At 68.9% G+C, this 22,465-nt stretch carries 27 protein-coding genes and 1 pseudogene; 10 read left to right on the forward strand and 18 right to left on the reverse strand.

From position 1 onward, the window contains the following. Positions 1-46: 46 nt before the first annotated feature. The 5 genes from CSEG_RS01280 to CSEG_RS01300 all read right to left on the reverse strand — a co-directional run bounded on the left by CSEG_RS01280 (position 47) and on the right by CSEG_RS01300 (position 4,237). Positions 47-1,108 (reverse strand): murein hydrolase activator EnvC family protein, encoded by a 1,062-nt coding sequence (locus CSEG_RS01280; RefSeq protein ID WP_013077441.1) that lies wholly within the window; start codon positions 1,106-1,108, stop codon positions 47-49. Between the two features lie 102 nt (positions 1,109-1,210). Further along, complete coding sequence (rlmH, locus tag CSEG_RS01285) at positions 1,211-1,675, reverse strand: 23S rRNA (pseudouridine(1915)-N(3))-methyltransferase RlmH (protein ID WP_013077442.1); 465 nt, start codon at positions 1,673-1,675, stop codon at positions 1,211-1,213. A gap of 116 nt (positions 1,676-1,791) precedes the next feature. Beyond that, on the reverse strand, positions 1,792-2,223 hold the full coding sequence (rsfS, locus tag CSEG_RS01290; RefSeq protein ID WP_167535150.1) for a ribosome silencing factor: 432 nt from the start codon (positions 2,221-2,223) through the stop codon (positions 1,792-1,794). A gap of 111 nt (positions 2,224-2,334) precedes the next feature. Further along, positions 2,335-2,997: a nicotinate-nucleotide adenylyltransferase gene (locus CSEG_RS01295; RefSeq protein WP_013077444.1), complete on the reverse strand. Its 663-nt coding sequence runs from the start codon at positions 2,995-2,997 to the stop codon at positions 2,335-2,337. Next, on the reverse strand, positions 2,963-4,237 hold the full coding sequence (locus CSEG_RS01300) for a glutamate-5-semialdehyde dehydrogenase (protein ID WP_013077445.1): 1,275 nt from the start codon (positions 4,235-4,237) through the stop codon (positions 2,963-2,965). Before CSEG_RS01300 ends, CSEG_RS01295 begins: the two co-directional genes overlap by 35 nt. Positions 4,238-4,765: 528 nt before the next feature. On the opposite strand from CSEG_RS01300, the gene CSEG_RS21400 reads away from it, so the two are divergent. After that, positions 4,766-5,545, forward strand: a complete 780-nt coding sequence (locus tag CSEG_RS21400; protein ID WP_013077446.1) for a helix-turn-helix domain-containing protein — start codon at positions 4,766-4,768, stop codon at positions 5,543-5,545. 34 nt (positions 5,546-5,579) lie between these two features. Here the strand turns inward: CSEG_RS21400 and CSEG_RS01310 are convergent, their stop codons facing one another. From CSEG_RS01310 to CSEG_RS01320, 3 genes are read right to left on the reverse strand one after another with little or no spacing between them, the layout of a single operon-like run. Continuing rightward, entirely contained in the window at positions 5,580-6,419 is an 840-nt protein-coding gene (locus CSEG_RS01310) for an aldo/keto reductase (RefSeq protein ID WP_013077447.1), read from the reverse strand. A 45-nt stretch (positions 6,420-6,464) separates the two neighbouring features. Beyond that, positions 6,465-7,118: a Pr6Pr family membrane protein gene (locus tag CSEG_RS01315; protein ID WP_013077448.1), complete on the reverse strand. Its 654-nt coding sequence runs from the start codon at positions 7,116-7,118 to the stop codon at positions 6,465-6,467. Next, complete coding sequence (locus CSEG_RS01320) at positions 7,115-7,477, reverse strand: MmcQ/YjbR family DNA-binding protein (RefSeq protein WP_041538139.1); 363 nt, start codon at positions 7,475-7,477, stop codon at positions 7,115-7,117. The genes CSEG_RS01315 and CSEG_RS01320 overlap by 4 nt, the downstream gene beginning before the upstream one ends. Before the next feature lie 29 nt (positions 7,478-7,506). On the opposite strand from CSEG_RS01320, the gene CSEG_RS01325 reads away from it, so the two are divergent. Next, positions 7,507-8,367 carry an NAD-dependent epimerase/dehydratase family protein gene (locus tag CSEG_RS01325; protein WP_041538416.1) on the forward strand — a complete coding sequence of 287 codons (861 nt, stop codon included), beginning with the start codon at positions 7,507-7,509 and terminating at the stop codon, positions 8,365-8,367. Here the strand turns inward: CSEG_RS01325 and CSEG_RS01330 are convergent. The 5 genes from CSEG_RS01330 to CSEG_RS01350 all read right to left on the reverse strand — a co-directional run bounded on the left by CSEG_RS01330 (position 8,364) and on the right by CSEG_RS01350 (position 11,578). After that, complete coding sequence (locus CSEG_RS01330) at positions 8,364-8,870, reverse strand: zinc/iron-chelating domain-containing protein (protein WP_013077451.1); 507 nt, start codon at positions 8,868-8,870, stop codon at positions 8,364-8,366. The genes CSEG_RS01325 and CSEG_RS01330 overlap by 4 nt on opposite strands. Positions 8,871-8,948: 78 nt before the next feature. Then, a complete protein-coding gene (locus CSEG_RS01335) occupies positions 8,949-9,494 on the reverse strand; it encodes a hypothetical protein (RefSeq protein ID WP_013077452.1) in 546 nt (181 codons plus the stop codon). A 55-nt stretch (positions 9,495-9,549) separates the two neighbouring features. Further along, positions 9,550-9,903 carry a VOC family protein gene (locus CSEG_RS01340; protein WP_013077453.1) on the reverse strand — a complete coding sequence of 118 codons (354 nt, stop codon included), beginning with the start codon at positions 9,901-9,903 and terminating at the stop codon, positions 9,550-9,552. Positions 9,904-9,948: 45 nt separating this feature from the next. Next, entirely contained in the window at positions 9,949-10,608 is a 660-nt protein-coding gene (locus tag CSEG_RS01345; protein WP_013077454.1) for a class I SAM-dependent methyltransferase, read from the reverse strand. Between the two features lie 25 nt (positions 10,609-10,633). Then, positions 10,634-11,578: a fatty acid desaturase family protein gene (locus CSEG_RS01350; RefSeq protein WP_013077455.1), complete on the reverse strand. Its 945-nt coding sequence runs from the start codon at positions 11,576-11,578 to the stop codon at positions 10,634-10,636. Positions 11,579-11,648: 70 nt separating this feature from the next. Between CSEG_RS01350 and CSEG_RS01355 the strand changes: the two genes are divergently transcribed. Continuing rightward, the gene (locus tag CSEG_RS01355; RefSeq protein ID WP_013077456.1) at positions 11,649-11,990 is read left to right on the forward strand and encodes a lysozyme inhibitor LprI family protein; all 342 of its coding nucleotides are present in this window, start codon (positions 11,649-11,651) and stop codon (positions 11,988-11,990) included. Here the strand turns inward: CSEG_RS01355 and ubiA are convergent. After that, the gene (gene ubiA / locus CSEG_RS01360; RefSeq protein WP_013077457.1) at positions 11,987-12,922 is read right to left on the reverse strand and encodes a 4-hydroxybenzoate octaprenyltransferase; all 936 of its coding nucleotides are present in this window, start codon (positions 12,920-12,922) and stop codon (positions 11,987-11,989) included. The genes CSEG_RS01355 and ubiA overlap by 4 nt on opposite strands. 47 nt (positions 12,923-12,969) lie before the next feature. Here ubiA and CSEG_RS22390 point away from each other — a divergent pair, with 47 nt between their 5' ends. From CSEG_RS22390 to CSEG_RS01370, 3 genes are read left to right on the forward strand one after another with little or no spacing between them, the layout of a single operon-like run. Then, positions 12,970-13,113: a hypothetical protein gene (locus CSEG_RS22390; RefSeq protein WP_157038958.1), complete on the forward strand. Its 144-nt coding sequence runs from the start codon at positions 12,970-12,972 to the stop codon at positions 13,111-13,113. Next, positions 13,110-14,570: a catalase gene (locus CSEG_RS01365; RefSeq protein WP_013077458.1), complete on the forward strand. Its 1,461-nt coding sequence runs from the start codon at positions 13,110-13,112 to the stop codon at positions 14,568-14,570. The genes CSEG_RS22390 and CSEG_RS01365 overlap by 4 nt, the downstream gene beginning before the upstream one ends. Positions 14,571-14,580: 10 nt before the next feature. Continuing rightward, positions 14,581-14,826 (forward strand): hypothetical protein, encoded by a 246-nt coding sequence (locus CSEG_RS01370; protein ID WP_013077459.1) that lies wholly within the window; start codon positions 14,581-14,583, stop codon positions 14,824-14,826. 43 nt (positions 14,827-14,869) lie between these two features. On the opposite strand, the gene CSEG_RS01375 is transcribed toward CSEG_RS01370, so the two are convergent. Further along, complete coding sequence (locus CSEG_RS01375) at positions 14,870-15,499, reverse strand: cysteine hydrolase family protein (protein WP_227878873.1); 630 nt, start codon at positions 15,497-15,499, stop codon at positions 14,870-14,872. Between the two features lie 68 nt (positions 15,500-15,567). On the opposite strand from CSEG_RS01375, the gene CSEG_RS01380 reads away from it, so the two are divergent. Further along, positions 15,568-15,852, forward strand: a complete 285-nt coding sequence (locus CSEG_RS01380; RefSeq protein WP_013077461.1) for a DUF454 family protein — start codon at positions 15,568-15,570, stop codon at positions 15,850-15,852. A gap of 42 nt (positions 15,853-15,894) precedes the next feature. After that, positions 15,895-17,688, forward strand: coding sequence for an ABC transporter ATP-binding protein (locus CSEG_RS01385; protein WP_013077462.1), 1,794 nt, complete (start codon positions 15,895-15,897; stop codon positions 17,686-17,688). Here CSEG_RS01385 and CSEG_RS01390 read toward each other — a convergent pair. Beyond that, positions 17,685-19,421 (reverse strand): DUF4153 domain-containing protein, encoded by a 1,737-nt coding sequence (locus tag CSEG_RS01390; protein ID WP_041538140.1) that lies wholly within the window; start codon positions 19,419-19,421, stop codon positions 17,685-17,687. The genes CSEG_RS01385 and CSEG_RS01390 overlap by 4 nt on opposite strands. Before the next feature lie 141 nt (positions 19,422-19,562). Here CSEG_RS01390 and CSEG_RS01395 point away from each other — a divergent pair, with 141 nt between their 5' ends. After that, positions 19,563-21,074: a S10 family peptidase gene (locus CSEG_RS01395; RefSeq protein WP_013077464.1), complete on the forward strand. Its 1,512-nt coding sequence runs from the start codon at positions 19,563-19,565 to the stop codon at positions 21,072-21,074. A 65-nt stretch (positions 21,075-21,139) separates the two neighbouring features. Beyond that, complete coding sequence (locus tag CSEG_RS01400) at positions 21,140-21,523, forward strand: iron chaperone (protein WP_013077465.1); 384 nt, start codon at positions 21,140-21,142, stop codon at positions 21,521-21,523. Here CSEG_RS01400 and CSEG_RS23665 read toward each other — a convergent pair. Next, positions 21,520-21,661: pseudogene (locus CSEG_RS23665) on the reverse strand (hypothetical protein); the annotation flags it as partial. The gene CSEG_RS01400 and the pseudogene CSEG_RS23665 sit on opposite strands and share 4 nt — an antisense overlap. Further along, positions 21,661-22,422 (reverse strand): polyphosphate kinase 2, encoded by a 762-nt coding sequence (gene ppk2, locus CSEG_RS01405; protein WP_013077466.1) that lies wholly within the window; start codon positions 22,420-22,422, stop codon positions 21,661-21,663. The pseudogene CSEG_RS23665 and the gene ppk2, both read right to left, overlap by 1 nt. Positions 22,423-22,465 lie beyond the last annotated feature (43 nt).

A 22,465-nucleotide genomic window follows, 5' to 3' on the forward strand; every position in this document is an offset into this window, starting at 1 on the left:
GATTTGGCGGCTGTCCGAAGACAGTCACCATTACCGAAAAAGCCGTTTATCGCGACTCCTGTTTGAACCAGCGTTCCGGATCGGCCGGTTCGCCGTTCTCACGCACTTCCATATAGAGCTCCGGATCGGAGGATACACGGTCCGGCATCTTTCCGATCGTGGCGCCGGCCGCGACAGATTGTCCGGGCGTCGCGGTGATCTGGTCGAGGCCGGCCAGCACGATGTGGTAGGCGCCTTGCGCCCGTAGAATGAGCACCGCGCCCCAGCCATTCAGCGCGCCCGCGTATTCCACGGTTCCTGCGACCGGGGCGGAGACGGAAAGACCCTTCTCGGTCCGCAGGGTCAGGCCCGGCGCCTTGCCGCCGGCCGGCATCTCCTGGCCGAAGCGGCGGACGATGGCGCCGGCGGCTGGCGCGCGCAGCACCAAAGGGCCCGTTGGGGCGGCGCGGCCGAGGCCATCGCTGAGGGCGCCCAGGGTGCGAAGCTCGGCCTCCTGAGCCAGGGCCTCCTGGGCGTAGGCGCGTTCCAGCTGGGTCTTCTCGATGATCAGGCGCTCGATCTCGCCCTTGCGGTCGGCCACCACGCTTTCGGCCGTGAACAGCTCGGCCGAGGCGGCGGCGGCCTCGCGGCGCAACGTCCCGACGGCCGTGGCCTGGCGGGCGTAGGTCTGCGCCCGGTGCTGCAGGTCGGGTGTCATGGCGCGGATCAGGATCGCAGCCCGCACCGCGTCGCGAGCGTTGTCGGGCGAGACCAGCAAGGCCGGCGGCGGATCGCGACGGAATAGCTGCAGGGCTGACAGAAGCAGGGCCAGCCGCTGCCGATTGACGCCCAGATCGGCCAGGATGGCGCGTTCGCGGGCGTTCAGCATCTCGAGCCGCGCCCGTTTGGCGTCGACGTCGGCGCCGGCGGTGACGCGGGCGTGATCCAGGCGGTCGAGCTCGGCGCGCAGGTCCTCGATCTCGCGGCGGGTGTCGGCGGCGGTCTGGCGGTCCCTGGCGCGCTGCTCCATGGCGGCGCGGTCGACGCTCTGCCAGGCGATCCCGACCGTGGGAACGGCGAGGGCCAGGGCGGCGATGGTCAGGACAAGACGCGAGGGACGGCGAAGCATCGCGTCCTTACTGCCCCGAGCCTGTTCGGACGAACAGGCTCTTCTTCTGAAAAGTTGAGCATGACAGTCGCCGAAACCGGCTTCCACTTTCGGCTGTCATGCTCAATCTCGGTGATAGGGCGAGCCCGACAGGATGGTGGCGGCGCGATAGATCTGTTCGGCCAGCATGGCGCGGGCCAGGGCGTGCGGCCAGGTCTGGGGACCGAAGGCCATGGTCTCGTTCGCGCTGGACAGGATCGAGGGATCCAGGCCGTCGGCGCCGCCGATCAGGAACACCACGCGCCGGGTCCCGTCGTCGCGCAGCTTCGCCAGATGGTCGGCGAAGTCGCGACTTTTGCGGACTTTGCCATGCTCGTCGCAGGCGATGACGTGGGCGCCTTCAAGATGGGGGCGCAGCACCTCGGCCTCGGCCGCCTTACCCGGCTTGCGGGCCTCGACCTCGACGATCTCGACCGGTCCCAGCGCCAGGGCGCGACCGGACGCCGTGGCGCGGGACGCGTAGTCCAGCGCCAGCTGCGCCTCGACCATGCGGCCGAGCTTTCCGACGGTGAGGATGATGATCTTCATCAAGGCAAGCGTGGCAGCCGAAAGTGGAAGCCGGTTTCGGCGCCCGCCACGCGCCAAGCAAAAAAGCAAGCTCTAGGCCGTCACTCCGCAAAGAGCGACGGCCGAGCGTAGAGAGATCAGTTCGCGGCCGTACGGTGCGGGGCGTCGACGGCCCAGATCTTCTCGATGTTGTAGAAGCTGCGCACTTCGGGACGGAACAGGTGGATGACGACGTCGCCGGCGTCGATCAGCACCCAGTCGCAGTGCGGCAGGCCTTCGACCCGCGCCTTGCCGAAGCCGTTTTCCTTCAGCGCCCGCAGGATGTGGTCGGCCAGAGCGCCGACGTGACGATGCGAACGGCCGGACGCCACGATCAGGCTGTCGGCGACCGAGCTCTTGTCCGTCAGGTCGATGTGGACGATGTCCTGGGCCTTGTCGTCGTCCAGGCGGGTCAGGATCAGGCGCTCCAGCGCCTTCACGTCGAGCGGGAGACTCAGGCCCGGGGATTCAGTCGAGGATTCGGCTCCAGCCGTTCCCTCGTGCGCACTAAGCGCGGGGTCGCTACGCAGCGTATTGCTCCTTATGGGGTCGCTGTGGACAGTCCTCTTAGCATGGAATTGGGCGAAAAGTGAGGGGGCGCGTTCACGAAGGTCGATTTCGACGCCCGCCGCCCGGTTCAGCTATCGGCCAAGCTTGCCTGTCTGACGCGCGCGCAAGGCTGTGGAAGACGCGAAATTCAACGGGCCGGTGAGATAGACCCAGGCCGGCGCCGTGGCGTCGGGCAGGCGCGACGCGGCGCTGGCCGGCCAGCGCGCGAAGGCGAAGCGGCGGGCCGCGGGGGCCGTGCGGGCCTTCAGCGCGATCCACGGGCGGGAGATCACCGCCACCGGGACCTCGCGCATGATCTGGGTCCAGCCGCGCCAACGGTGAAAGCCCGCCAGGCTGTCGGCGCCCATCACCCAGACAAACTTCACGCCCGGGAAGCGGGCCTTCAGCACGCGCAGGGTGTCGATCGTGTATTGCGAGCCCAGGCGGGTTTCGGCGTCCGAGACGATCATCCCCGAACCGCGCGCCCAGCGGCGAGCCTGGGCCAGGCGCTCGGGCAAGGGGCGGGTCTCGTGGGAGGACTTCAAGGGGTTCTGGGGCGAGACGAGCCAGATCACGCGGTCCAGCTCCAGACGGCGCATGGCCGTCTCGGCCACGTGGGCGTGACCCTCGTGCGCCGGGTTGAAGCTGCCGCCGAACAGGCCGACGCGCATGCCCGGCTCCAGGTGGAAGCCAAGGCGCTGCGCTGCGGGCCGGCCGGCGTCAGGGACGAGTCTGGCCGGTCCCGCGAACCACATATTTGAACGTCGTCAGTTGCTCGGCCCCAACCGGACCGCGGGCGTGGAGTTTGTCGGTGGCGATGCCGATCTCGGCCCCGAAGCCGAATTCGCCGCCGTCGGCGAACTGGGTCGAGGCGTTGACCAGCACGATGGCGCTGTCGACCGCCGCGACGAAGGTCTCGGCGGCCGCTTCGTCCTCGGTGACGATCGCGTCGGTGTGGCCCGAGCCGAAGGCGGCGATGTGCGCGGCCGCGCCTTCGACGCCATCGACCACGGCCACGGCCAGGATGGCGGCCAGGTATTCGGTGGTCCAGTCCTCGGTCGTCGCGGCCTTCATGGCGGGGACGATGGCGCGGGCGGCGGCGTCGCCGCGCAGCTCGCAGCCGGCGACCAGCAGCGCCTGCGCGATCGGCGGCAGCAGGGTCTCGGCGGCGACCTTGTCGACCAGCAGGGTCTCGGCGGAGCCGCAGACCGACACCCGGCGCAGCTTGGCGTTGACGACGATGTCGACGGCTTTCTTCGGATCGGCGGCGGCGTGGACGAAGACGTGGTTCAGGCCTTCCAGGTGGCCCAGCACCGGGGCGCGGGCCTCGGCCTGGACGCGGGCGACCAGGCTCTTGCCGCCACGCGGAATGATCAGGTCGATCGAGCGGTCGAGGCCTTGGAGGATCATGCCGACCGCCGCGCGGTCGGGCGTCTTCACCGCCTGCACCGCGCTGGCGGGCAGGCCGGCCGTTTCCAGGCCGCGCTCGATCGCCGTGTGGATCGCTAGGTTCGAGGCGATGCACTCCGAGCCGCCGCGCAGGATCACCGCGTTGCCCGAGCGCACGCACAGCGCCGCGGCGTCGGCGGTCACGTTGGGCCGGCTTTCGTAGATCATGGCGATCACGCCGATCGGCGTGCGCACCCGGCTGATGTCGAGGCCATTGGGCCGGGTCCAGCGCGAGGTCGCCACGCCCAGCGGATCGGCGATCTCGGCCACGGCTTCGACGCCGGCGGCGACGCCTTCCAGCCGCTTTTCGTCGAGGGCCAGGCGGTCGAGCATGGGACCCGAGACGCCGTTCGCCTCGGCGCGCGACAGGTCTTGCGCGTTGGCGGCGAGGATGGCGGGCGCGGCCTTGCGGATTTCGGCGGCCATGGCGCGGATGGCGGCGGTGCGCTGCTCTGGCGTGGCGAGACGCAGGGCGCGCGCGCCCTCGCGCGCCGTCCGGCCCATGTCCGCCATCGTCGCCTGCAAGCTCACGCCCGCGTCGTCCATCTTCGCTCGTCCCCGCATGCTTATGCTCAGGTTGAGGCTTACCTAGAGCGCGTTAGGCGAAAGTGTAAGCGGTTTCGCCGCCGGACACGCTCCAGGCAAGACACTGGAGCCTGTCTGGAGGACAGGCTCTAGGCGCTTTCGAGGCGGGATGAAACCAGCTTCGTCTGAAAGCGGAAGGAGTTTTGGTGGGAGACCCGGCGGCCCGGCGCTCCGCGAACGGTCGCCTTTCTCAGGCTTAGCGGGGAAAACGCGCGATCTGGACGGAGGGCGTATTTGGCCAGCCGCTCCCAAACGCCTCCATCCGGTACAAGCCGCGCCGCGATCGCTGGTCCAAGCTTCGATCTGCCGCCGGCGATCATCTGGCGCTTGCAGACGGGCGGATGAAGCCCAGCCCTGTCATCGCGCGACAACCCGAAAGGGTGGGGCCTGACCCCACCAGTCGACATTGAGGGCGGCCACGAAACGACCGACCATCGCCGTGACGGCTGCGAAAGCATGACCTCTTCGCGGGCGATGAAGGCGGCTCCCATGCGTTGCGACAAGGCCTACGATCGGCGTGACGAGCATGGGGCGCGGGACAAGGCGGCCCGGCTCCGCGACGATCGCGCGGACCCCAGCCATCGGGCCGCCGCCGAGATCCCGCCCGAGATCGCGATCATTCTCGCCAGCGTCGAAGATGGGCTCAGCCGTTTGAGAAAACCCGATCCGGATCTGGACGGGGTGGGCGATCTCCTGCGCGTGATCGCCCTGGCGGCCGGCGCCGCGACCGAACGCGAGCCTTGGCGTTCAAGACCGGAGCGCCTCGACCGGGCGAACGCCGGCGCCTCGGCCGCGGCCCCTGCGCTCGCGCCGGCGGCCCCCCTCGTCACGGGCTTTCCGGAGATCGCGAGAGGCGGCCTGTCGCGATGGCAGCAAAAGCGGGCTCTCGGCCTGATGGCGCGCCTGGATCAAGACACGCCGACGGTGTCGGAGCTCGCCGCCGCCTGCCGCCTCTCCAGCGGCTATTTCATCAAGGCCTTCAAGCAGACTTTCGGCGTCACGCCGAGGCGATGGCGGCTGCTGCTTCGGATCGAGCAGACCAAAAGCCTGCTCGCATCAAACGATCTCTCGATCGCCGACATCGCGCTCGTCTGTGGCTTCGCCGATCAAAGCCATCTGACCCGGGTGTTCGGCCAGGTGGTCGGCGTCCCTCCGGCCCGTTGGCGGCGTCGATGCATCGACGATGTGTCGATATCGACGGGTCATGAGCGAGCGGCGGCGCGGCGTCTGGCCGACCAGATGCCGGCGACGTTTGTTTCGGGCGACTAGATCGCCGCCCAGAGCCGTCCCGCGCGTCCGATGGCTATTCAGCGTCCCACTGATACGTCTTGTCGATCCAGTCGCCGATCCGCCCGTCCGGGCGGGCCAGACCATGGATCTGCGCCATCTCCTTGTCGGACAGCTCGAAGTCGAGGATGTCGAAGTTCTCCTCGATACGCTTCGGGTTGCTGGTGCGTGGGATGGCGATGATCCCCTGCTGGATGATCCAGCGCAGAGTGACCTGACCGGGCGTCTTGCCATGGGCGCGGCCGATATCGATCAGCAGCGGCTCCTGGGCGACCTTGCCCTGGGCCAGCGGCGACCAGGCGGTGATCGAGACGCCCAGGGCGTCGGCCTTGGCCTTCAGGGTCTTCAGGGACAGGTAGGGATGATACTCGACCTGGTCCGTGGCGATCGGGGCGTCCGACAGCTTGGCGGCCTCTTCGAGCTGCGCCGAGGGGTAGTTCGAGACCCCGATGGCGCGGGTCCAGCCCTTGGCGCGGACGTCGTTCAGCGCAGCCAGGGTCTCGGCCATCGGCGGGTTGGGCTTGGGCCAGTGCAGCAGCAACAGGTCGACGTGGTCGAGGCCCAGCTTCTCCAGGCTGATCTGCGCCGAGCGCTGCAGATCGCCGTCGGCGAAGTTTTCGATCCAGATCTTGGTGGTGACGAAGAGCTCGTCGCGCTTGACCCCGCTGGTCTTGATCGCCGCGCCGACGTCCTGCTCGTTGCCGTAGATCTGGGCGGTGTCGATGTGACGATAGCCGACCTCGAGCGCCTTCTCGACCAGGGGGATGGCCGTGCCGTTCTCGAGTTGCCAGGTGCCAAAGCCGATGGCGGGCATCAGGACGTCGCCGGAGCGGACGGCGGGGACAAGCTTGGACATCGGGAACTCCGAAAAGACGGTCAGGCGGATCGGGAGGCGGCTGGGTTAGAGCGCGCTAGGTTTAAGTGTGAGCGCCGCTCTGCTCCGAACGCGCAACAGGGCGACGAAGATCAGGCAGACCAGCGCGAAAGCAACACCCATTTGGACGATCGTCACGAGAACGGCCGGATAGCCCCGCTTGGCCACGTCCATGAACGGATAGGGATAGAAGCCCGTGGCCGCGCCGTGCGCCAGGGTCCAGGCGCCGAACAGGGCGGGGAAGGCCATCGACTTCAAGGCCGCGATCCAGCGCGCCTCGCCCTGGCCGCCGCGTAGGGCCAGATCGACCAGGAACGCAGCCGGCGTGATCGTGTGGTTGAGCGTCGTGGCTGCGAGACGCAGGCCATGTGGGTCCCAGGTGTGGGCCAGCATCGTGTGATAGACCACGGCCGTGATCGCCAGATAGGTGGCGATCGCCGCGCGCGGGCCGGCCTGCTCGGACCACAACGCGAGGCGGCTCTCCGGAGCGACCAGGGGCGCGGCCAGGGCGATGGCGGCGAGGGTGTTAGACAGGATCGTGAAGTAACTGAAGAACTCGACGGTCTTGGCCGGCAGGGTCGCAAGGGTCTCGTCATAAGCCATCAGGCCGTATTGCAGGATGGGGCCGGCGGCGGCGACCAGCGCGATCAGAATGCGCCAGGCCCTGGTCTTGTCGGTCATGCGGTCTCCGTTCCGCGGCTTTCGTCCCACGCCTTCAGCACCTTCTTGGGCGCGGTGGTCCGCCATTGGCGCAACACCAGCCGCTCGACCGTACCGGCATGGACGCCGGCCAGGCGGATCAGGACATAGGGATAGTTGCGGAAGTGATCGGTGAAATGGAAGACGTCGGGCTCGGCCTCGACCAGCATCTCGCGCTCGTCGAACGGCACGCCGGGGCAGACCAGGCTCTCGCCGTCCTCGAACAGGCGGGTCAGGAACTTGCCGTGCGCCTTCAGACAGGGCCGGCCATAGGCGGTCCCGTGTTCGACGCCGGGCAGGCGCAGGGCGAAGGCGACGACATCGTCATAGGTCATGGGCAACCTCTCGGCGGCGGGACTATATGTTGGCCATGGACTCCGACAACACCCTCAAGACGCCCATTCTCGTACTGGGCGCGACCAGCCTGATCGGCGGCCACCTGATGGCGCGGCTAGCGGACGAGGGGTTCGACCCCGTCGCCATCAGCCGCCGCCCGCCCGCCGGCGACGCCTGCTGGGTGGACGGCGACCTGACCGACCCGGGCGTGGAGGATCGTCTGCCGCCCGCGGCCACGGTGTTCTCGCTGTCGCCCATCTGGCTGCTGCCCGCCGTCCTGCCCGGCCTGAAGGCGCGCGGCATGGTCCGGCTGATCGCCTTTTCCTCGACCAGCCGCTTCACCAAGGTGAATTCGCCCGAGGCCGGCGAGCGCGCGGTCGCCAAGGCCCTGATCGACGCCGAGCAGGCGGTCGAGACCTGGTGCGCCGAAAACGGCGTGGCCTGGACGATCCTGCGGCCGACCCTGATCTACGACGAAGGCCACGACGAGAACGTCAGCCGCATCGCGCGCCTGGTGACGCGCTTCCACGTCATGCCGTTGTCGGGACGCGGCGAAGGCCTGCGCCAGCCCGTGCACGCCGCCGATCTCGCGGTCGGCGCCCTCGCGGCGGCCCAGGCGCCCGCCGCGCAAGACCGGGCCTATGACCTGGTCGGCGGCGAGACCGTCACCTACCGCGTCATGGTCGACCGCATCTTCGAGGGCCTGGGCAAGACGCCGCGATCCGTGCCGATGCCCACCGGGTTGTTTGCGCTGCTGATGCGGCTGGCCAAGCCCTTCTATCCGGGCGCCACCGCGGCGATGGGAACCCGCATGGGCCAGGACCTGACGTTCGACTCGTCGCCGGCGGCGAGGGATTTCGGCTGGAGCCCCAGGGATTTCCATCCGCGGTTCTAATCCGCGTCGGCCAGCACCATGGCGAAGGGCGTGAGCGCGCCGTCCCGCTCGATATAGCCGCTGACCAGCTTGCGGTCGGGCGGCAGCACGCCGAGGTCGATCTCCTCGGTGGGGAAGACCACCGTCCGGCGGTCGCCGACGCAGACCACCAGCTCGTAGCCTTCGAGCGCCCGGCGCGACATCGCCTTGATGTACGAATAGTAGGGCTCGCGTCGCCAGGCGGCCGGCTTGCCCGGGTCGACCACGACGTTCAGTCGCTTGCCGTCGCGGTCGGAATACATGACGAAGCCGGCCTTGTCGGGCCGCCATTCATCGCCCAGCCGGGTCGACGTCAGCCACAGACACTCGAAGGCCCGGCAGGCCGGCGGGCGGTGCTCGTAGAAGCCGCAGCCGCCGCCTTTCCGGAAGTGGCCGCACCAGACGCCGTCGGGCTTTTCCAGCGCCTCGATCGCCAGGACCTTGCAGCACAGGCCACAGGATCCGCAGCTCTTGTCCGCCGTCATCGCCACGCCCCTGTCGGTCCCCAATCGTCAGGAGGCGGACAGTAGCGAGGCTCTGTGACGGTTTGATGCGGGCGGCGCCTAGCCCAGCTTGGCCGGGCAGGCCGCGCGGATCAGGGCGTAGGCGGCGAACGGCGCGTCCTTGCCGCCCGACTGGGCGACGATGGTCCAGGACAGCTTGCCGCCGTCCAGCCGCCAGCGGTTGACGAAGGCGGCGTCGGGATAGGGGTAGGTGACGTCGAAGCCGCCCGGGACCGCCTCGCCCTTGCCGACGGCGGTGAAGTCGCCGCCGAAGCTGTCGGCCCAGAACCCGGAGACGCCCGTCGCCGGCCCGTCCTTGGGCGCGGGACCGCGACCGGCCAGCACAAGGTGGGCGGCGTAGCGGTCGGCCGGATCGGCCTTGGCGCGGCTGTCGGCGTCGACGGTGATCAAGGTTCCGAGCCCGGCGGGCCGGACGGTCAGAACCATCTCGACCGGCTTGCCCATGACCTCGCCGGTTCCCCGCCAGCAGCCTTCCAGGGCCTTCACCGACGCGGGGATCGGCGCCGGCGGCGGATCCTCGGCGCGCGCGACGCCGCTCGTCCCGATCGAAGCCGCCCCGATCAGCGCCAAAGCCCATGCCCGCATGTCATCCCCCTCGGAAAGCAGAGGCGGCGAACCGATCGCGATTCGCCGCGCTCGCCTATTCGACGCCCGTGGCGCTCCAGACGCCCAGTTCGTTGCCGGACGGATCGGTGAAGTGGAAGCGGCGTCCGCCGGGGAACTCGAAGATCGGGGCGGTGATCGTCCCGCCGGCCTTCACGACCTTGTCCAGCATGGCCTCGAGATCGTGGGCGTACAGGACGACCAGCGGCCGGTCGCTGGAGCCCTCCTGCGGCTTGGCGAAGCCGCCGTCCGCGCCTTCGCCCTCGAAGGCGGCGTAGTCAGGGCCGTAGTCGACGAACCGCCAGCCGAACGCCTCGGAATAGAAGCTCTTGGTCGCGGGCAGGTCGCCGGCGGGCCACTCGATATAGTCGATCTTGCCGTCTTCGCGCATGGCGCACTCCGATAGTGATGTTCTGCAAATGTTCTTATCGGCCGCTCAGGGCAGAGTCCAGACGCTGGTGCGCTTGACCGCCAGGTCTTCGAGTTCGCGGGTCGTGGGAACCTGGTACTCGGCCAGCTTCTCGAGGCCGTCCTTGGGGAAGTAGGTCCGGCCGGGATCGCCGATCAGCACGCTGGCGCCCGCCTCGCGCCCCCGTTCCAGCCAGGCCATCACCGCCTCCGCCATCGGCCGCTCGTAGCAGATGTCGCCGGCCAGCAGCACGTCCGCTGGGGGCGGCGGAGCGTCCAGCAGGTTCTGGTCGGTGAAGGCGATCTCGACGTCGTTGGCGTCGGCGTTCAGGCCCACGGCCGCCTCGCAGAAGATGTCGATGTCGGCCGCAAGCACGCTTTGGGCGCCCGCCCTCATCGCGGCGACCGCGACGATGCCCGAACCGGTGGCGAAGTCGATCACCCGCTTGCCGGCGACGATCTCGGGATGGTCGAGGATGTAGCGCGCCAGGGCCTGGCCGCCCGCCCAGGCGAAGGCCCAGAACGGCGGCGGCAGGCCGATCTCTTCGAGAGCCTCCTCGGTCAGCTTCCAGATCGGCGTGATCTCGTCGGCGAGGTGCAGCCGCAGTTCGGGCGTATGCGGCGGCGCCTGGAGGCGCGTGTTCTCGCGGATGAAAGCGCGGCGGCCTTCCAGGGTCTGGACGATCATGGACGGCGTTAGAGCACGCCCAACCTCAGGCCGCGACCGCTTTGCTCGACGCGGCCTTCAACACCGACAGATAGCCTGGCGCGGTCAGCATGCGCTCGGTCATACCCTTCTGCTCCAGCAGCCGGTGCGCCAGGGGCAGGTTCCAGCACGGGGTGTGCATGAACATGTGGTGCTCGGCGTGGAAGTTGACGTGGTAAGGCGCGATCAGGGCGCGCTCGACCCAGTTGGCGCGGGTGGTGCGGGCGTGGCGGAACGGGTCCGGCTCGTCCCTGGCCACCAGGGCGTGCTCGGCGATGTTGCGCAGGCGAGTGACCAGCGGAAACCAGGTGGCCATCGGCACGATCCACAGCGCCAGCCACGCCCACCACAACCCGAGCGCCGAGAGCACGACCAGCAGCCCGAGGTTCCACAGCAGGAACGGCGCCTGCCGCGCGACTTCGCCGGCCACGATCGCGCCCCTCGGCGTATCGCCCTTGGCCTTGCCCAGCAGCGGCCCGAAGCGCTGCTTGAAGAAGGTCTGGCCGGTCAGGTCGCGGACCATCTTTCGGCGGAGCGAGACCCGGGTCGTGGGGAAGGGGGCCGACAGCACGAGGTCCGGATCCTCGGCCTGCTGGGCGTACTTGTGGTGGGTCAGGTGATAGGGGCGATATCGCTCGAGCGAAGCGCCGATCGGGGCGGCGCACAGCCACTCGCCCAGCCAATCATTGACCTTCAGATTGGGGTGCAGCCCGCCGTGGGCGGCCTCGTGCATCAGGATCGCCAGCCCTAGCTGCCGCGCGCCGATCAGCATCACGGCGAGGACGTAGGTCAGCGGGTTGGGGAACAGCACGAACAGCGCCCCGGCCGCGACGATCACCGCCCAGGCGTGGGCCACCAGGGCGATCCCGCGCCAGGACGAGCGCGCGGAGATCCGCGTCCATTCCTCGGGCGTGAACAGGTCCTGCGGTTTGACGCGGGTCGCGACGGCCATGGAACCGATCATCGCACATTCAGCTTAGGCCCGACAGGATGACCCTGCGTCATGAGTTCTGGAGGTTTCGATGCGTCGCCTGCTCACCGCCCTCGTCCTGGCGGCCGCCGCCGCGACGCCCGCCGCCGCCGCCAGCTTCGACTGCGGCAAGGCGCGGGCCGCCGACGAGCGGGCCATCTGCGCCAACCGCTCGCTGAACGACCAGGATGTCCGCGTCGATCAGCTGTACGGCATCACCCGCCACCTCGTGCCGATGGGCGGGCGCGACGCGATCATCGGCGACCAGCGCGCCTGGCTGAAGAGCCGCCACGCCTGCGGCGCGAACCGGGCCTGCCTGGCGAGAAGCTATGATCGGCGGCTGGTCGAGCTGAACCAGGTGATGGACCGGGTCTACCGCCAGGGGCCGTTCTAGAAGCTCACGCCCGGCTTCCAGAGCCCCGCCACCAGGCCCACCACCACCAGCAATCCCGCCACGGCGTTCGACTTGAACAGCTTCAGGGCGCCGGCGCCATCGTCCAGCCGCACGGCGGCGGCCTGGCGCGACAGGTGCAGGGCGAAGGCGCCGGCGAAGGGTAGGAACAGCGGACCCAGGCCGCCGACCCAGGCCGCCGCGATCACGAGGACCGTCGACACGACGTAGAAGCCGGCGACGCCCAGCTTCACGTGCCGGCCCAGGCGCCGGGTCGAGGACTTGATGCCGGCCAGGGCGTCGTCCTCGATGTCCTGGATCGCGTAGATCGTGTCGTAGCCCAGGGTCCAGAAGATCCCCGCGCCGTAGAGCAGGGCGGCCGACCAGGACAGGTGCCCGACCGCGGCGGCGTAGCCCAGCAAGGCGCCCCAATTGAAGGTCAGGCCTAGCCAAGCCTGCGGCCACCAGGTGATCCGCTTCATGAACGGATAGGCCGCGACCAGGCCCAGGGACAGCACGCCGAGCAGGATCGCGGTCCAGCCCAGGCAGACCAGGATCAGGAAGCTGACCAGGCTACAGCCGATCAGGAAACCCCAGGCCTGCTTGACGCTGATCAGTCCGGCCGGGATCGGGCGCATCGCGGTGCGGGCCACCTGGGCGTCGAAGTCGCGGTCGACGATGTCGTTGAAGGCGCAACCCGCCGCCCGCATCAGCGCCGCGCCGACGAAGACGGCCAGCAGCAGCAGCGGGTTAGGCCAACGACCCTGCTCGGCGGCGGCGAGGGCGACGCCCTGCCAGCCCGGCAGCATCAGCAGCCAGATTCCGGCCGGCCGGTCGAAGCGTCCGAGCTTCAGCCACGGCCGCAACCGTTCGGGCGCGTAGCGGTCGACCCAGTTCGTCGCCGCGGCGTCGGGCAGGATGGCGTGCGTGTTCATGCCGGCAGGCTTACCCGCGCCCGCGTAAGCGGAAAAGAGCGGCCATAATGTTCAAGCTTGGCGGCGGCCAATCGACCATGCTTGCTGATGCGGACATAGATAAATCCAATCCTGCCGAGAAAAACGATCAATTGGATTTATCTCGGCCCGGCGGCCAAGGTTCGCTCATGAAACGGCGGAGGCAGCCATGACCAAGACGACCATGACGACGACGGCCGGCGCGCCGATCGCGGACAACCAGAATTCGATCAGCGCCGGTCCGCGCGGTCCGCTGCTGATGCAGGACTACCAACTGCTGGAAAAGCTGGCCCACCAGAACCGCGAGCGCGTCCCCGAGCGCGTCGTCCACGCCAAGGGCTCGGCGGCCTACGGCACGCTGAAGATCACCCAGGACATCAGCCGCTGGACCAAGGCCAAGGCCTTGCAGCCGGGCGCCGAGAGCGAGGTCCTGCTGCGCTTCTCGACCGTGGCCGGCGAACGCGGCGCGGCCGACGCCGAGCGCGACGTGCGCGGCTTCGCCCTGAAGGTCTACACCGAGGAGGGCAACTGGGACCTGGTGGGCAACAACACGCCGGTGTTCTTCATCCGCGACCCGCTGAAGTTCCCCGACTTCATCCGCACCCAGAAGCGCCATCCGGTGACCAACCTGCGCTCGCCGACGGCGATGTGGGATTTCTGGAGCCTGAGCCCAGAGAGTCTGCACCAGGTCACGACCCTGTTCAGCGATCGCGGCCTGCCGCAGAGCTACCGGTTCATGCACGGCTTCGGCAGCCACACCTACAGCTTCATCAACGCCGCCAACGAGCGCGTCTGGGTCAAGTTCCACTTCAAGTCCCAGCAGGGGATCAAGAACTGGACCAACGCCGAGGGCAATGCGGTCATCGCCAATGACCGCGAGAGCGCCCAGCGCGACCTCTTCGAAGCCATTGAGCGTGGCGACCATCCGCGCTGGACCTTCTCGGTCCAGATCATGACGGAGGAGCAGGCCGAGCGGACGTCGTACAACCCGTTCGACCTGACCAAGGTCTGGCCGCACGGCGAGTTCCCGCTGATAGAGGTCGGCGTGCTGGAGCTGAACCGCAACCCGGACAACTACTTCGCCGAGGTCGAGCAGAGCTCGTTCTCGCCGTCGAACATCGTCCCGGGGATCGGCTTCTCGCCGGACAAGGTGCTGCAGGCGCGGATCTTCGCCTATGCCGACGCCCACCGGTACCGGATCGGCACGCACTACGAGGCCCTGCCGGTGAACCGCCCGCGCTGCCCGGTGCATCACTACCACGCCGACGGCGCGATGCGCTTCGACAGCCCGCCGCGCACCGACGCCTGGTACGAGCCCAACAGCTTCGGCGGGCCGGTCGAGGATCCGTCCGTGGCCGAGCCGCCGCTGCCGCTGCACGGCGACGCCGACCGCTTCAACCACCGGGACGGCAATGACGACTACAGCCAGCCCGGCGCCCTGTTCCGCCTGATGAGCCCCGAGCAGCAGACCCAGCTGTTCGACAACATCGCCGCGGCCATGCAGGGCGTGCCCGAGGCGATCATCAAGCGCCAGCTGGTCCACTTCCACCGGGCCGACCCGGCCTACGCCGCGGGCGTCGCCCAACGCGTGGGCGTCTCGATCGCCGACATCGCCATCGCCGCTGAATAGGAGAGTCGACATGACCACCGCCGCCATCCGCCTGTCCGGCTGGAGCCTGCTGCTCGCGGGCGTCGGGGCCGGGATCGTGCTCCCACACCCGGTCACCACCCGGCTGTGGACCATCGCCGGCAAGCTTTTCGCGCTGGCGGGCGACCACGGCATGGTCGCCCGACTAACCTCGGCGACGAAGTTCGGGCCGAGGGTGCGCCGAGGAATGAGCCGCCGCCCGCCCCGTCGCGTGGGCGGGGTCGCGGAAGCGTTCTAGCGCCCCTCGGCCCGCGTCTCCCGGCGGACTCGCCGGGAGACGGCTAGGACAGCCCTTCCAGCGCTTCGACCACCTCGGCGCTGGTCACGATCGCATGGGCGTAGGTAGGGCCATTGATGTCGTGGGCGGCGTGCATGGCTTCGTCGCTGAAGGCGGCGGTGGCGTCGCGCACCAGGGTGACGTGATAACCCAACTCCGAGGCCGAGCGGCCCGTCCCCTCGACGCAGGTGTTGGCCGCGAGGCCGATCAGGATCAGGTGGGTGGCGCCGCGCTGCTTCAGGCGCATGTCGAGATCGGTGCCGGAGAACCCGCTGGACCAGTGCTCTCCGACGATCACGTCGCCCGGCAGCGGGGCGAAGTCGGGATGCCACTCGCCGCCCCAGCCGCCCTTCTCGAACACCAGCCCCCGGGCGCTGGCCTGGATGTAGGGGTTGGGATGCTCCCAGGTGTCCAGATCACCCGGCGCGTAGCGATGGTGCGGCACGACGAACACCGTGACCCCGGCCGCGCGGGCGGCGGCGATCACCGCCTTCATGTGGCCGTGCAAACCGTCGGCGGCCTGGGTTTCGGCCACGCGACGCCAGAGCTTGCCCTCGTCCGCCAGGAAATCGTTGTAAGGATCGATCAGCAGCAGGGCGGTGCGCCCCTTGGGCAGGACAAGTTGGGCCATCATGACGCCTCCGGGGTTTGACCGATGCTCCGCCCGCGCTAGCGTTGGGTCTTGAACAACGTGACCTTCGCATGACCGCCACACCCGTCCGAAAACCGCGCCGTGACCTTACCCGCACGGAGCGCCGTCTTCTGGATGGTCTTGGCGGGTTGCTGTTCGCCACCGGCGGCGTGGGGCTTGTCGTGCCCTATATGCCGACCACCGTGTTCTGGATCGGCGCGGTCCTTTGCTTCCTCAAGACCCGCCCCCACGCTGTGCGTCCGATGCTGCGCGTCCCGATCGTGGGGCCGGCGATCATCTGGTTCCTGCGCTGGCGGCCGTTCGGGGGCGGGCGAAAGCGCAAGCGGCGCGGCTGACGGGTCGCGCGGCGCGGCGAAAGCCCCTATCTACCCGACACCATGACCGACCTATTCGAGGACGAAGACGAAATCGGCGCCAAGAAGCGCGCGCTGTCCAACCGCCAGGTGCTGGCCTTCATCGCCCGCTTCTGGAAGCGGCGGCCGCTGCTGTTCGGCCTGGGCGTCGGCCTGACGCTGGTGGCGGTCGGCTTCGATCTGGCGCTGCCCTACGCCTCGGGACACCTCGTCGACACCGTCGCCACCAAGCCGCGCGGCGACGCCGGGGCCTGGTCGGCGCTGGCGATGTTCGTCGGCGTCTATTTTGCCTTCGCGGTGGTGCGGAACATCGCCCACCGGTTCTGGATCCCGCTGGCGGCCCGGAACATGGAGGAGATGACCAACGAGAGCTTCGCCAAGGTGCAGGCCTTCTCGTCGGACTGGCACGCCGACAGCTTCGCCGGCGCGACGGTGCGCAAGCTGACCCGCGCCATGTGGGGCTATGACAGCGTCACCGACGCGGTGACGATCTGGCTGGGACCGGGCGTCATCGTGCTGGTCGGCCTGTCGATCGCCATGCTGATCCGCCAGCCGCTGGCCGGCGGGATCTCGCTGGTCGTGGTGATCGCCTACCTGTCGGTGAACCTGTGGGTCACCGAGCGCTACGTGCGGCCCAGCAACCTGAGGTCCAACGCTTTCGACTCCCAGATCGGCGGCGCCCTGGCGGACGCCGTGACCTCCAACCCCACCGTCAAGAGCTTCGGCGCCGAGCAGCGCGAGGCCCAGCGCCTCGCCGAGGTCACCGCCGCCTGGCGCGAGGCGGTGATGGTCACCTGGAACCGTTTCACCGATGTGTGGCTGGGTCAGAACCTGCTGCTCGTCGTGCTGCAGGCGGGCCTGACGGGCGCGATGGTCTGGGGCTGGACGCAGGGCACGGCCACGCCCGGCGACGTGGCCTTCGCCATCACCGCCTTCATGCTGATGAGCGGCTATCTGCGGAACCTGGGCGAGAACATCCGCATGCTGCAGAAGGGTCTCGACGACACCGAGGACGTCGCGGCCTGGACGCGTCTTGAGCCCCAGATCGCCGACGCGCCCGGTGCGCCCGACTTCAAGCCGGGCCCCGGCGCGATCGCGTTCCAGAACGTGACCTTCCGCTACAAGGCCGCGGGCGCGCCGCTGTACGACCACTTCTCCCTGAAGATCGCGCCCGGCGAGCGGGTGGCGTTGGTCGGGCCGACGGGCTCGGGCAAGTCGACGTTCGTCAAGTTGATCCAACGCCTGCACGATCTGCAGGACGGGGCGATCTTCATCGACGGCCAAGACGTGTCGCAGGTCACCCAGACCTCCCTGCGCCGCGCCATCGCGGTGGTGCCGCAGGACCCCGCCCTGTTCCACCGCTCGCTGTACGAGAACATCGCCTACGCCAAGCCCGGCGCGACCCGCGAGGAGGTCGAGGCGGCCGCCAAGAAGGCCCGCGCCCACGACTTCATCCTGAAGCTGCCCCAGGGCTATGACACCCTGGTCGGCGAGCGCGGCGTCAAGCTGTCGGGCGGCGAGCGCCAGCGCGTGGCCATCGCCCGCGCCTTCCTGGCGGACGCGCCGATCCTCGTTCTGGACGAGGCGACCTCGTCGCTGGACGTCGAGACCGAGGGCCTGGTGCAGGCCGCCGCCGAGGCGCTGATGGAGGGTCGCACGACGATCGTCATCGCCCACCGCCTGTCGACGGTGCGCGGCGCCGACCGGATCCTCGTGTTCCAAAAGGGCCGCGTCGTCGAGGAAGGCCGCCACGACCAGCTGAAGGCCAAGGGCGGCGTCTATGCGCGGCTCAACGCGATCAGTGAGGGCGTGGTTTAGGGCAGCTTGACCAAGCCGTCGCGAAGCGGGGGCGGGGGCGCCCTGCAGCCTTCGCCCGCCGGGACCACCGATAGGCGTTGGCCGCCGACGAGGATGTCGCGACGCGCCGTAGGCTCCGACATGGTCACCTGACCGGCCTCCAGAGCCGCGTCGATGTCGGCGCCGGGGCAGACGCCGCTCGCCTGGGCGACCCGGCGCCAGCCATCAGCGCTGAGCTTGAAGACGTCGAAGGTCGCGCCGCTGGCCAGAAGCACCTCGTCGGTCCCGTCGCCATCGATGTCGATCACCAGGGCCGAGCAGCGCATGCGCGTGTAGGTGCAGGTGGAATCTGCGCCGTGGAGGCTCCAGTCTTGCTGGCGGAAACTCGCCGGCAGGGTCTTACCGGCCGGGTAGACGGCCATATGCGCGAAGTCCGGGCCAGTGTTGGCCGGCGTCGCGGCCTTTTCGTTAGCCGCGTCGGCCTTGGCCGCCAAGCGCGCGATCTCTGGATCCCGGCTGACCCTCAGCCGCTCTAGAGCCAATCGTCCATATCGCCCGCTGTCGAAGCGCAGGAACTGGAAGTCGAACTTCTCGGCCGAGACCTTGCCAGACTCCAGCCGCTTGACCTGGCTGGCCACCGACAGCCGCGCCGGGTCGGCGATCGGGGTGAAGAGCGCGATCAGCAGGAGAACCGAGACGGCGGCCATGACCAGGTTGGTCCGCTCCAGCGGCTTCATCCAGGTCGCCGAGCGCAGGGCCGCCAGGGTGTAGCCGACGGTGAACCCGGTCGCGACGATCAGGTAGGTCGTGGCCATCACCCGGTCGGGCGTCAGGCCGTATTGGTGGATCCGCAGCCACAGGGCGTAGGCGGTCAGGATGACGATGGGGATCAGCAGCAGGCTCGCGGCCCGCGCGGCCCAGCGCAGGATCGCGTTGGGCGGCTCGAGGCCGTCCTGATAGGCGGCGTTGATCAGGACGATCAGGGCGGCGGCGGCCGACAGCAGCAGGGACGCGGCGGCCTTGGTGCTCCACAGCGGGGCCAGGCCCGTGAAGGGCAGGGTGGCCAGGAAGCCGCCGGCGATCGTCACCATCAGCGGCAGCAGCCAGGCCAGGAGGACGAGGCCGACCGTTCGCACGCCGCGCACCAGGCCCGCCCGCGCCTCGGTCAGCTGCACGGCCATGTGGACGGCGGCGGCGAACATCAGGCCGGTGGCGGGGAAGGCGAAGGCGGTCTCGCCGATCAGCTTCTGGATCGCCTCGACGCCGATCAGCTTGAAGAGCGCGCCGGCCAGGAACAGCAGCAGCCAGAAGGCGCCGGTGAAGGCCAGCGAGAGAAAGAGGCGGACGGCGTTGGTCCCGACGAGGTCGAAATAGTCGGCGTATGGCGCGACGGGCTTGCCCGCCGCCTCGGCCGGCTGGATCAGGTGATGGGCGATGAACAGCAGGGCGGCCACGGCGATGAACAGCGGCGGCGACAGCGGTCCGGCGCCCAGGCGGTCGGGCGTCGCGCCGACCCAGGCGGCGTGGATCGCCAGGATCGCGACCAGGGCGGCGGCCACGGCGCTCCAGCCGAGCAGGGCGGTCCGGCGCATGGCCGAGAGCGCCGACAGGGGAATCAGCGGGACGGTCAGGGCGCAGACCAGCAGCGGCGCGTAGAGCATCGGGGCCGTCGCCGGCCAGGCCTTGGACTCGTCGGCCTTCTGCAGCAGGAAAAGCGCGATCCCCTGCGCCAGCCCGATCGCCAGGCGCGTCAAGGGCGGCGATTCGTGTCGCCTTGGCGCTGATCGCATCCATACTCGGCGTCTCCCTCTTTTCCGCAAGCCACCACGCTTTGGCGCGGTTGTGAAGATTCGCCGCTTGTCCTAGCAATTTCGTCCTCAGTTGAGGGGACGAACATGAAACAGATTTTCGGCGCGGGTGTCGCGGCCGTGATGGCGTCGTTGGTGTTGACGGGCGCGGGGCTGGCCGGTCCGGCCTGGGCCCAGGAGAAGGGCGGCGACAAGCCCGCCGCCGAGAAGTCGGGTCTCGACCTGCCGGCCTTCCCGGCGGACAAGTCGGTCAAGCAGACCACCGTGATCGCCGGCAAGACCATCGCCTACACCGCCACCGTCGGCGTGCTGCCGGTGCGCGACGAGAAGGGCAAGAAGGTCGCCGAGGTGGTCTACACCTCGTACGTGCTGGATGGTCCGCGCGATCCGAACCGGCCGATCACGGTGGCCTTCAACGGCGGCCCCGGCGCGGCCAGCGTCTATCTGAACTTCGCCCTGGGCCCCAAGCGCGTGCAGTTCGGCGCAGAGGGCGACAGTCCTTCGGCCTTCACCAAGCTGGAAGACAATCCCGCCAGCTGGCTGGACTTCACCGATCTGGTGTTCATCGATCCGGTCGGCACCGGCTTCTCGCGCTCGCTCGTTGGCGAGGAGGAGACCAAGAAGCGCTTCTACGGCGTCAAGCAGGACATCGAGTACCTGTCCCGGATCGTCTTCGACTATCTGGTCAAGACCGAGCGTCTGACCTCGCCCAAGTACCTGGTGGGCGAGAGCTATGGCGGCTTCCGCGGCCCGCGACTGGCCTATGAACTGCAGACCGATCTGGGCGTCGCGGTGAAGGGCGTCGTGCTGGTCTCGCCGCTGCTGACCAGCGCCGGCCGGAGCTCACAGGAGATCTCGCCCCTGCCTTCCATGTGGACCCTGCCCTCGATCGCGGCGGCCAAGCTGGAACGGGACGGCAAGCTCACCCCCGAGACCATCAAGGCCGTCGAGGACTATACGCGCGGCGAATACATGGTCGACCTGATGAAGGGCTCGGACCCCGCCGCCCTGGACCGCCTGACCGCCAAGGTCTCGGCGATGACCGGTCTGGATCCGGCCTATGTCCGCCGCGCCGGCGGTCGTCTGGAGACCCAGTCGTTCCTGCGCGAGGTGTTCCGTGACAAGGGGCGCCTGGGCAGCCGCTACGACAGCAACGTCACCTCGCTGGATCCCTTCCCGTTCGCGCCCGAGCAGGAGGTCAACGACCCGATCCTCGACGCGATCATCGCGCCGACCACCAGCGCGATCGTCGACTTCACCACCCGGATCGTCGGCTGGAAGCCGGACGCGCGCTACGAGGCGCTGTCGGGAACCGTCAACCGTCTGTGGGATCGTGGACGCGGCCCCGACACCGAGTCGGTCACCGACCTGCGCAAGGCCGTCTCGGTCGATCCCAAGCTGAAGGTGCTGATCGTCCACGGCTACAACGACCTGTCGTGCCCGTTCTTCGCCTCGCGCCTGGTGGTCGACGCCATGCCGGCCGCCGCCAATGGCCGCGTGACCCTGTCCAACTATCCGGGCGGTCACATGTTCTACAGCCGTCCCGACAGCGGCGCGGCGTTCCGCAAGGACGTCATGGCGCTGTACGGCGCGAAATAATCGAAGGCGCTGTCGGCGGGGAGCTTCGCCAAACGTCCTAGGCCCGTTCCAGGGAGAAGCGACCGATGATGAAGCCCCCCGCCGCGTCCGTCGACGACTACCTCGCCAAGCTGCCGGCCGAGCAGCGTGGGGCGTTGGAGACCCTCCGCGCCCAGATCCGCGCGGTCGCGCCCGAGGCGGTCGAGGCCATCAGCTATGGCCTGCCGACCTTCAAGCTGAACGGCAATCTCGTGCACTTCGGCGCGGCCGCGAAGCACTGCGCCTTCTATCCGGGCGCTGTGGTCACCGCGTTCGCCGATCGCCTGAAGGGCTTCGAGACGGCCAAGGGCACGATCCGCTTCCAGCCGGACGCGCCCCTGCCGCCGGACCTGATCGCCGACATCGTCCGTCACCGCATCGCCCAGAACGCGGCCCTGGCGGCGGAACGCGCGTCGCGGAAGAAGCGCTAGGAACGCCCCCTCCGTCTCGGCGCTGCGCGCCGATCCACCTCCCCCGCAAGCGGGGCAGGAGGGAGGCGGCTTCCTCCTCACCCGCGCAACGGGGGAGGTGGCGCGGAGCGGATACGCGACGTGACGTAGGGGGCGCTCTACCGCGCCAGCCGCCCGTCCTCGAGCGCGCTGGGCTCGAACGCGAAGATCACTTCGGGATCTGGCTTGGCCACGCCCTTGACGATCTTCTTGTCGCCGGCGGCGTGCAGCAGCCAGCGGATGACGTTGAGCCGCGCGGCCTTCTTGTGGTCGGCGCGGACGCAGATCCACGGCGCGACGTCGCTGTGGGTGCGCATCAGCATCTCGTCGCGTGCGGCCGTGTAGTCGCCCCACTTCTCCTCGGCGACCTTGTCGAGGTCGCTGGTCTTGAAGGCCTTCAGCGGGTCCTCGCGGCGAGCCTTCAGGCGCTTGGCCTGTTCGTCGCGGCTGATGTCGAGCCAGAACTTCACGTAGCGAGTGTCGTTCTCGACCAGCATCCGTTCGAAGGCGGGGACATCGCGCAGGAACTGCTCCTGCTGCTTGGGCGTCGAGAAGGCCATCACGCGCTCGACCCCGGCGCGGTTGTACCAGGAGCGGTTGAACAGCACCGCCTCGCCGCAGGCAGGCAGATATTCGACATAGCGCTGGAAGTACCACTCGCTGGCTTCGCGATCGGTGGGCTTGGGCAGGGCCACGACCGTGGTGGCGCGCTTGGACAGGTGCTCGACGATGCGGGCGATCGTGCCGTCCTTGCCGGCGGCGTCGCGGCCCTCGAAGACGGCCAGGATCTTCCAGCCCTCCTTGATGGCCTTCTTCTGCATCTCGATCAGGGCCAGCTGCAGCTGGACGAGCTCGTTGTCGTAGTCGTCGGACTTGCTCATCGGGCGAGCCTACCCCTGGAAAGCTGAGTTAGGCTAGAAGGAC

The organism is Caulobacter segnis ATCC 21756 (assembly GCF_000092285.1).
GTDB lineage: Bacteria > Pseudomonadota > Alphaproteobacteria > Caulobacterales > Caulobacteraceae > Caulobacter > Caulobacter segnis.

Excerpts from the sequence above, each read along its gene's own strand:
- CSEG_RS01280 (WP_013077441.1), bottom strand. The coding sequence starts at position 1,108 with ATGCTTCGCCGTCCCTCGCGTCTTGTCCTGACCATCGCCGCCCTGGCC.
- rlmH (WP_013077442.1), bottom strand. The coding sequence starts at position 1,675 with ATGAAGATCATCATCCTCACCGTCGGAAAGCTCGGCCGCATGGTCGAG.
- CSEG_RS01295 (WP_013077444.1), bottom strand. The coding sequence starts at position 2,997 with ATGTGGTTCGCGGGACCGGCCAGACTCGTCCCTGACGCCGGCCGGCCC.
- CSEG_RS01300 (WP_013077445.1), bottom strand. The coding sequence starts at position 4,237 with ATGGACGACGCGGGCGTGAGCTTGCAGGCGACGATGGCGGACATGGGC.
- CSEG_RS21400 (WP_013077446.1), top strand. The coding sequence starts at position 4,766 with ATGCGTTGCGACAAGGCCTACGATCGGCGTGACGAGCATGGGGCGCGG.
- CSEG_RS01310 (WP_013077447.1), bottom strand. The coding sequence starts at position 6,419 with ATGTCCAAGCTTGTCCCCGCCGTCCGCTCCGGCGACGTCCTGATGCCC.
- CSEG_RS01315 (WP_013077448.1), bottom strand. The coding sequence starts at position 7,118 with ATGACCGACAAGACCAGGGCCTGGCGCATTCTGATCGCGCTGGTCGCC.
- CSEG_RS01325 (WP_041538416.1), top strand. The coding sequence starts at position 7,507 with ATGGACTCCGACAACACCCTCAAGACGCCCATTCTCGTACTGGGCGCG.
- CSEG_RS01330 (WP_013077451.1), bottom strand. The coding sequence starts at position 8,870 with ATGACGGCGGACAAGAGCTGCGGATCCTGTGGCCTGTGCTGCAAGGTC.
- CSEG_RS01335 (WP_013077452.1), bottom strand. The coding sequence starts at position 9,494 with ATGCGGGCATGGGCTTTGGCGCTGATCGGGGCGGCTTCGATCGGGACG.
- CSEG_RS01340 (WP_013077453.1), bottom strand. The coding sequence starts at position 9,903 with ATGCGCGAAGACGGCAAGATCGACTATATCGAGTGGCCCGCCGGCGAC.
- CSEG_RS01345 (WP_013077454.1), bottom strand. The coding sequence starts at position 10,608 with ATGATCGTCCAGACCCTGGAAGGCCGCCGCGCTTTCATCCGCGAGAAC.
- CSEG_RS01350 (WP_013077455.1), bottom strand. The coding sequence starts at position 11,578 with ATGGCCGTCGCGACCCGCGTCAAACCGCAGGACCTGTTCACGCCCGAG.
- CSEG_RS01355 (WP_013077456.1), top strand. The coding sequence starts at position 11,649 with ATGCGTCGCCTGCTCACCGCCCTCGTCCTGGCGGCCGCCGCCGCGACG.
- ubiA (WP_013077457.1), bottom strand. The coding sequence starts at position 12,922 with ATGAACACGCACGCCATCCTGCCCGACGCCGCGGCGACGAACTGGGTC.
- CSEG_RS22390 (WP_157038958.1), top strand. The coding sequence starts at position 12,970 with ATGTTCAAGCTTGGCGGCGGCCAATCGACCATGCTTGCTGATGCGGAC.
- CSEG_RS01365 (WP_013077458.1), top strand. The coding sequence starts at position 13,110 with ATGACCAAGACGACCATGACGACGACGGCCGGCGCGCCGATCGCGGAC.
- CSEG_RS01370 (WP_013077459.1), top strand. The coding sequence starts at position 14,581 with ATGACCACCGCCGCCATCCGCCTGTCCGGCTGGAGCCTGCTGCTCGCG.
- CSEG_RS01375 (WP_227878873.1), bottom strand. The coding sequence starts at position 15,499 with ATGATGGCCCAACTTGTCCTGCCCAAGGGGCGCACCGCCCTGCTGCTG.
- CSEG_RS01380 (WP_013077461.1), top strand. The coding sequence starts at position 15,568 with ATGACCGCCACACCCGTCCGAAAACCGCGCCGTGACCTTACCCGCACG.
- CSEG_RS01385 (WP_013077462.1), top strand. The coding sequence starts at position 15,895 with ATGACCGACCTATTCGAGGACGAAGACGAAATCGGCGCCAAGAAGCGC.
- CSEG_RS01395 (WP_013077464.1), top strand. The coding sequence starts at position 19,563 with ATGAAACAGATTTTCGGCGCGGGTGTCGCGGCCGTGATGGCGTCGTTG.
- CSEG_RS01400 (WP_013077465.1), top strand. The coding sequence starts at position 21,140 with ATGATGAAGCCCCCCGCCGCGTCCGTCGACGACTACCTCGCCAAGCTG.
- ppk2 (WP_013077466.1), bottom strand. The coding sequence starts at position 22,422 with ATGAGCAAGTCCGACGACTACGACAACGAGCTCGTCCAGCTGCAGCTG.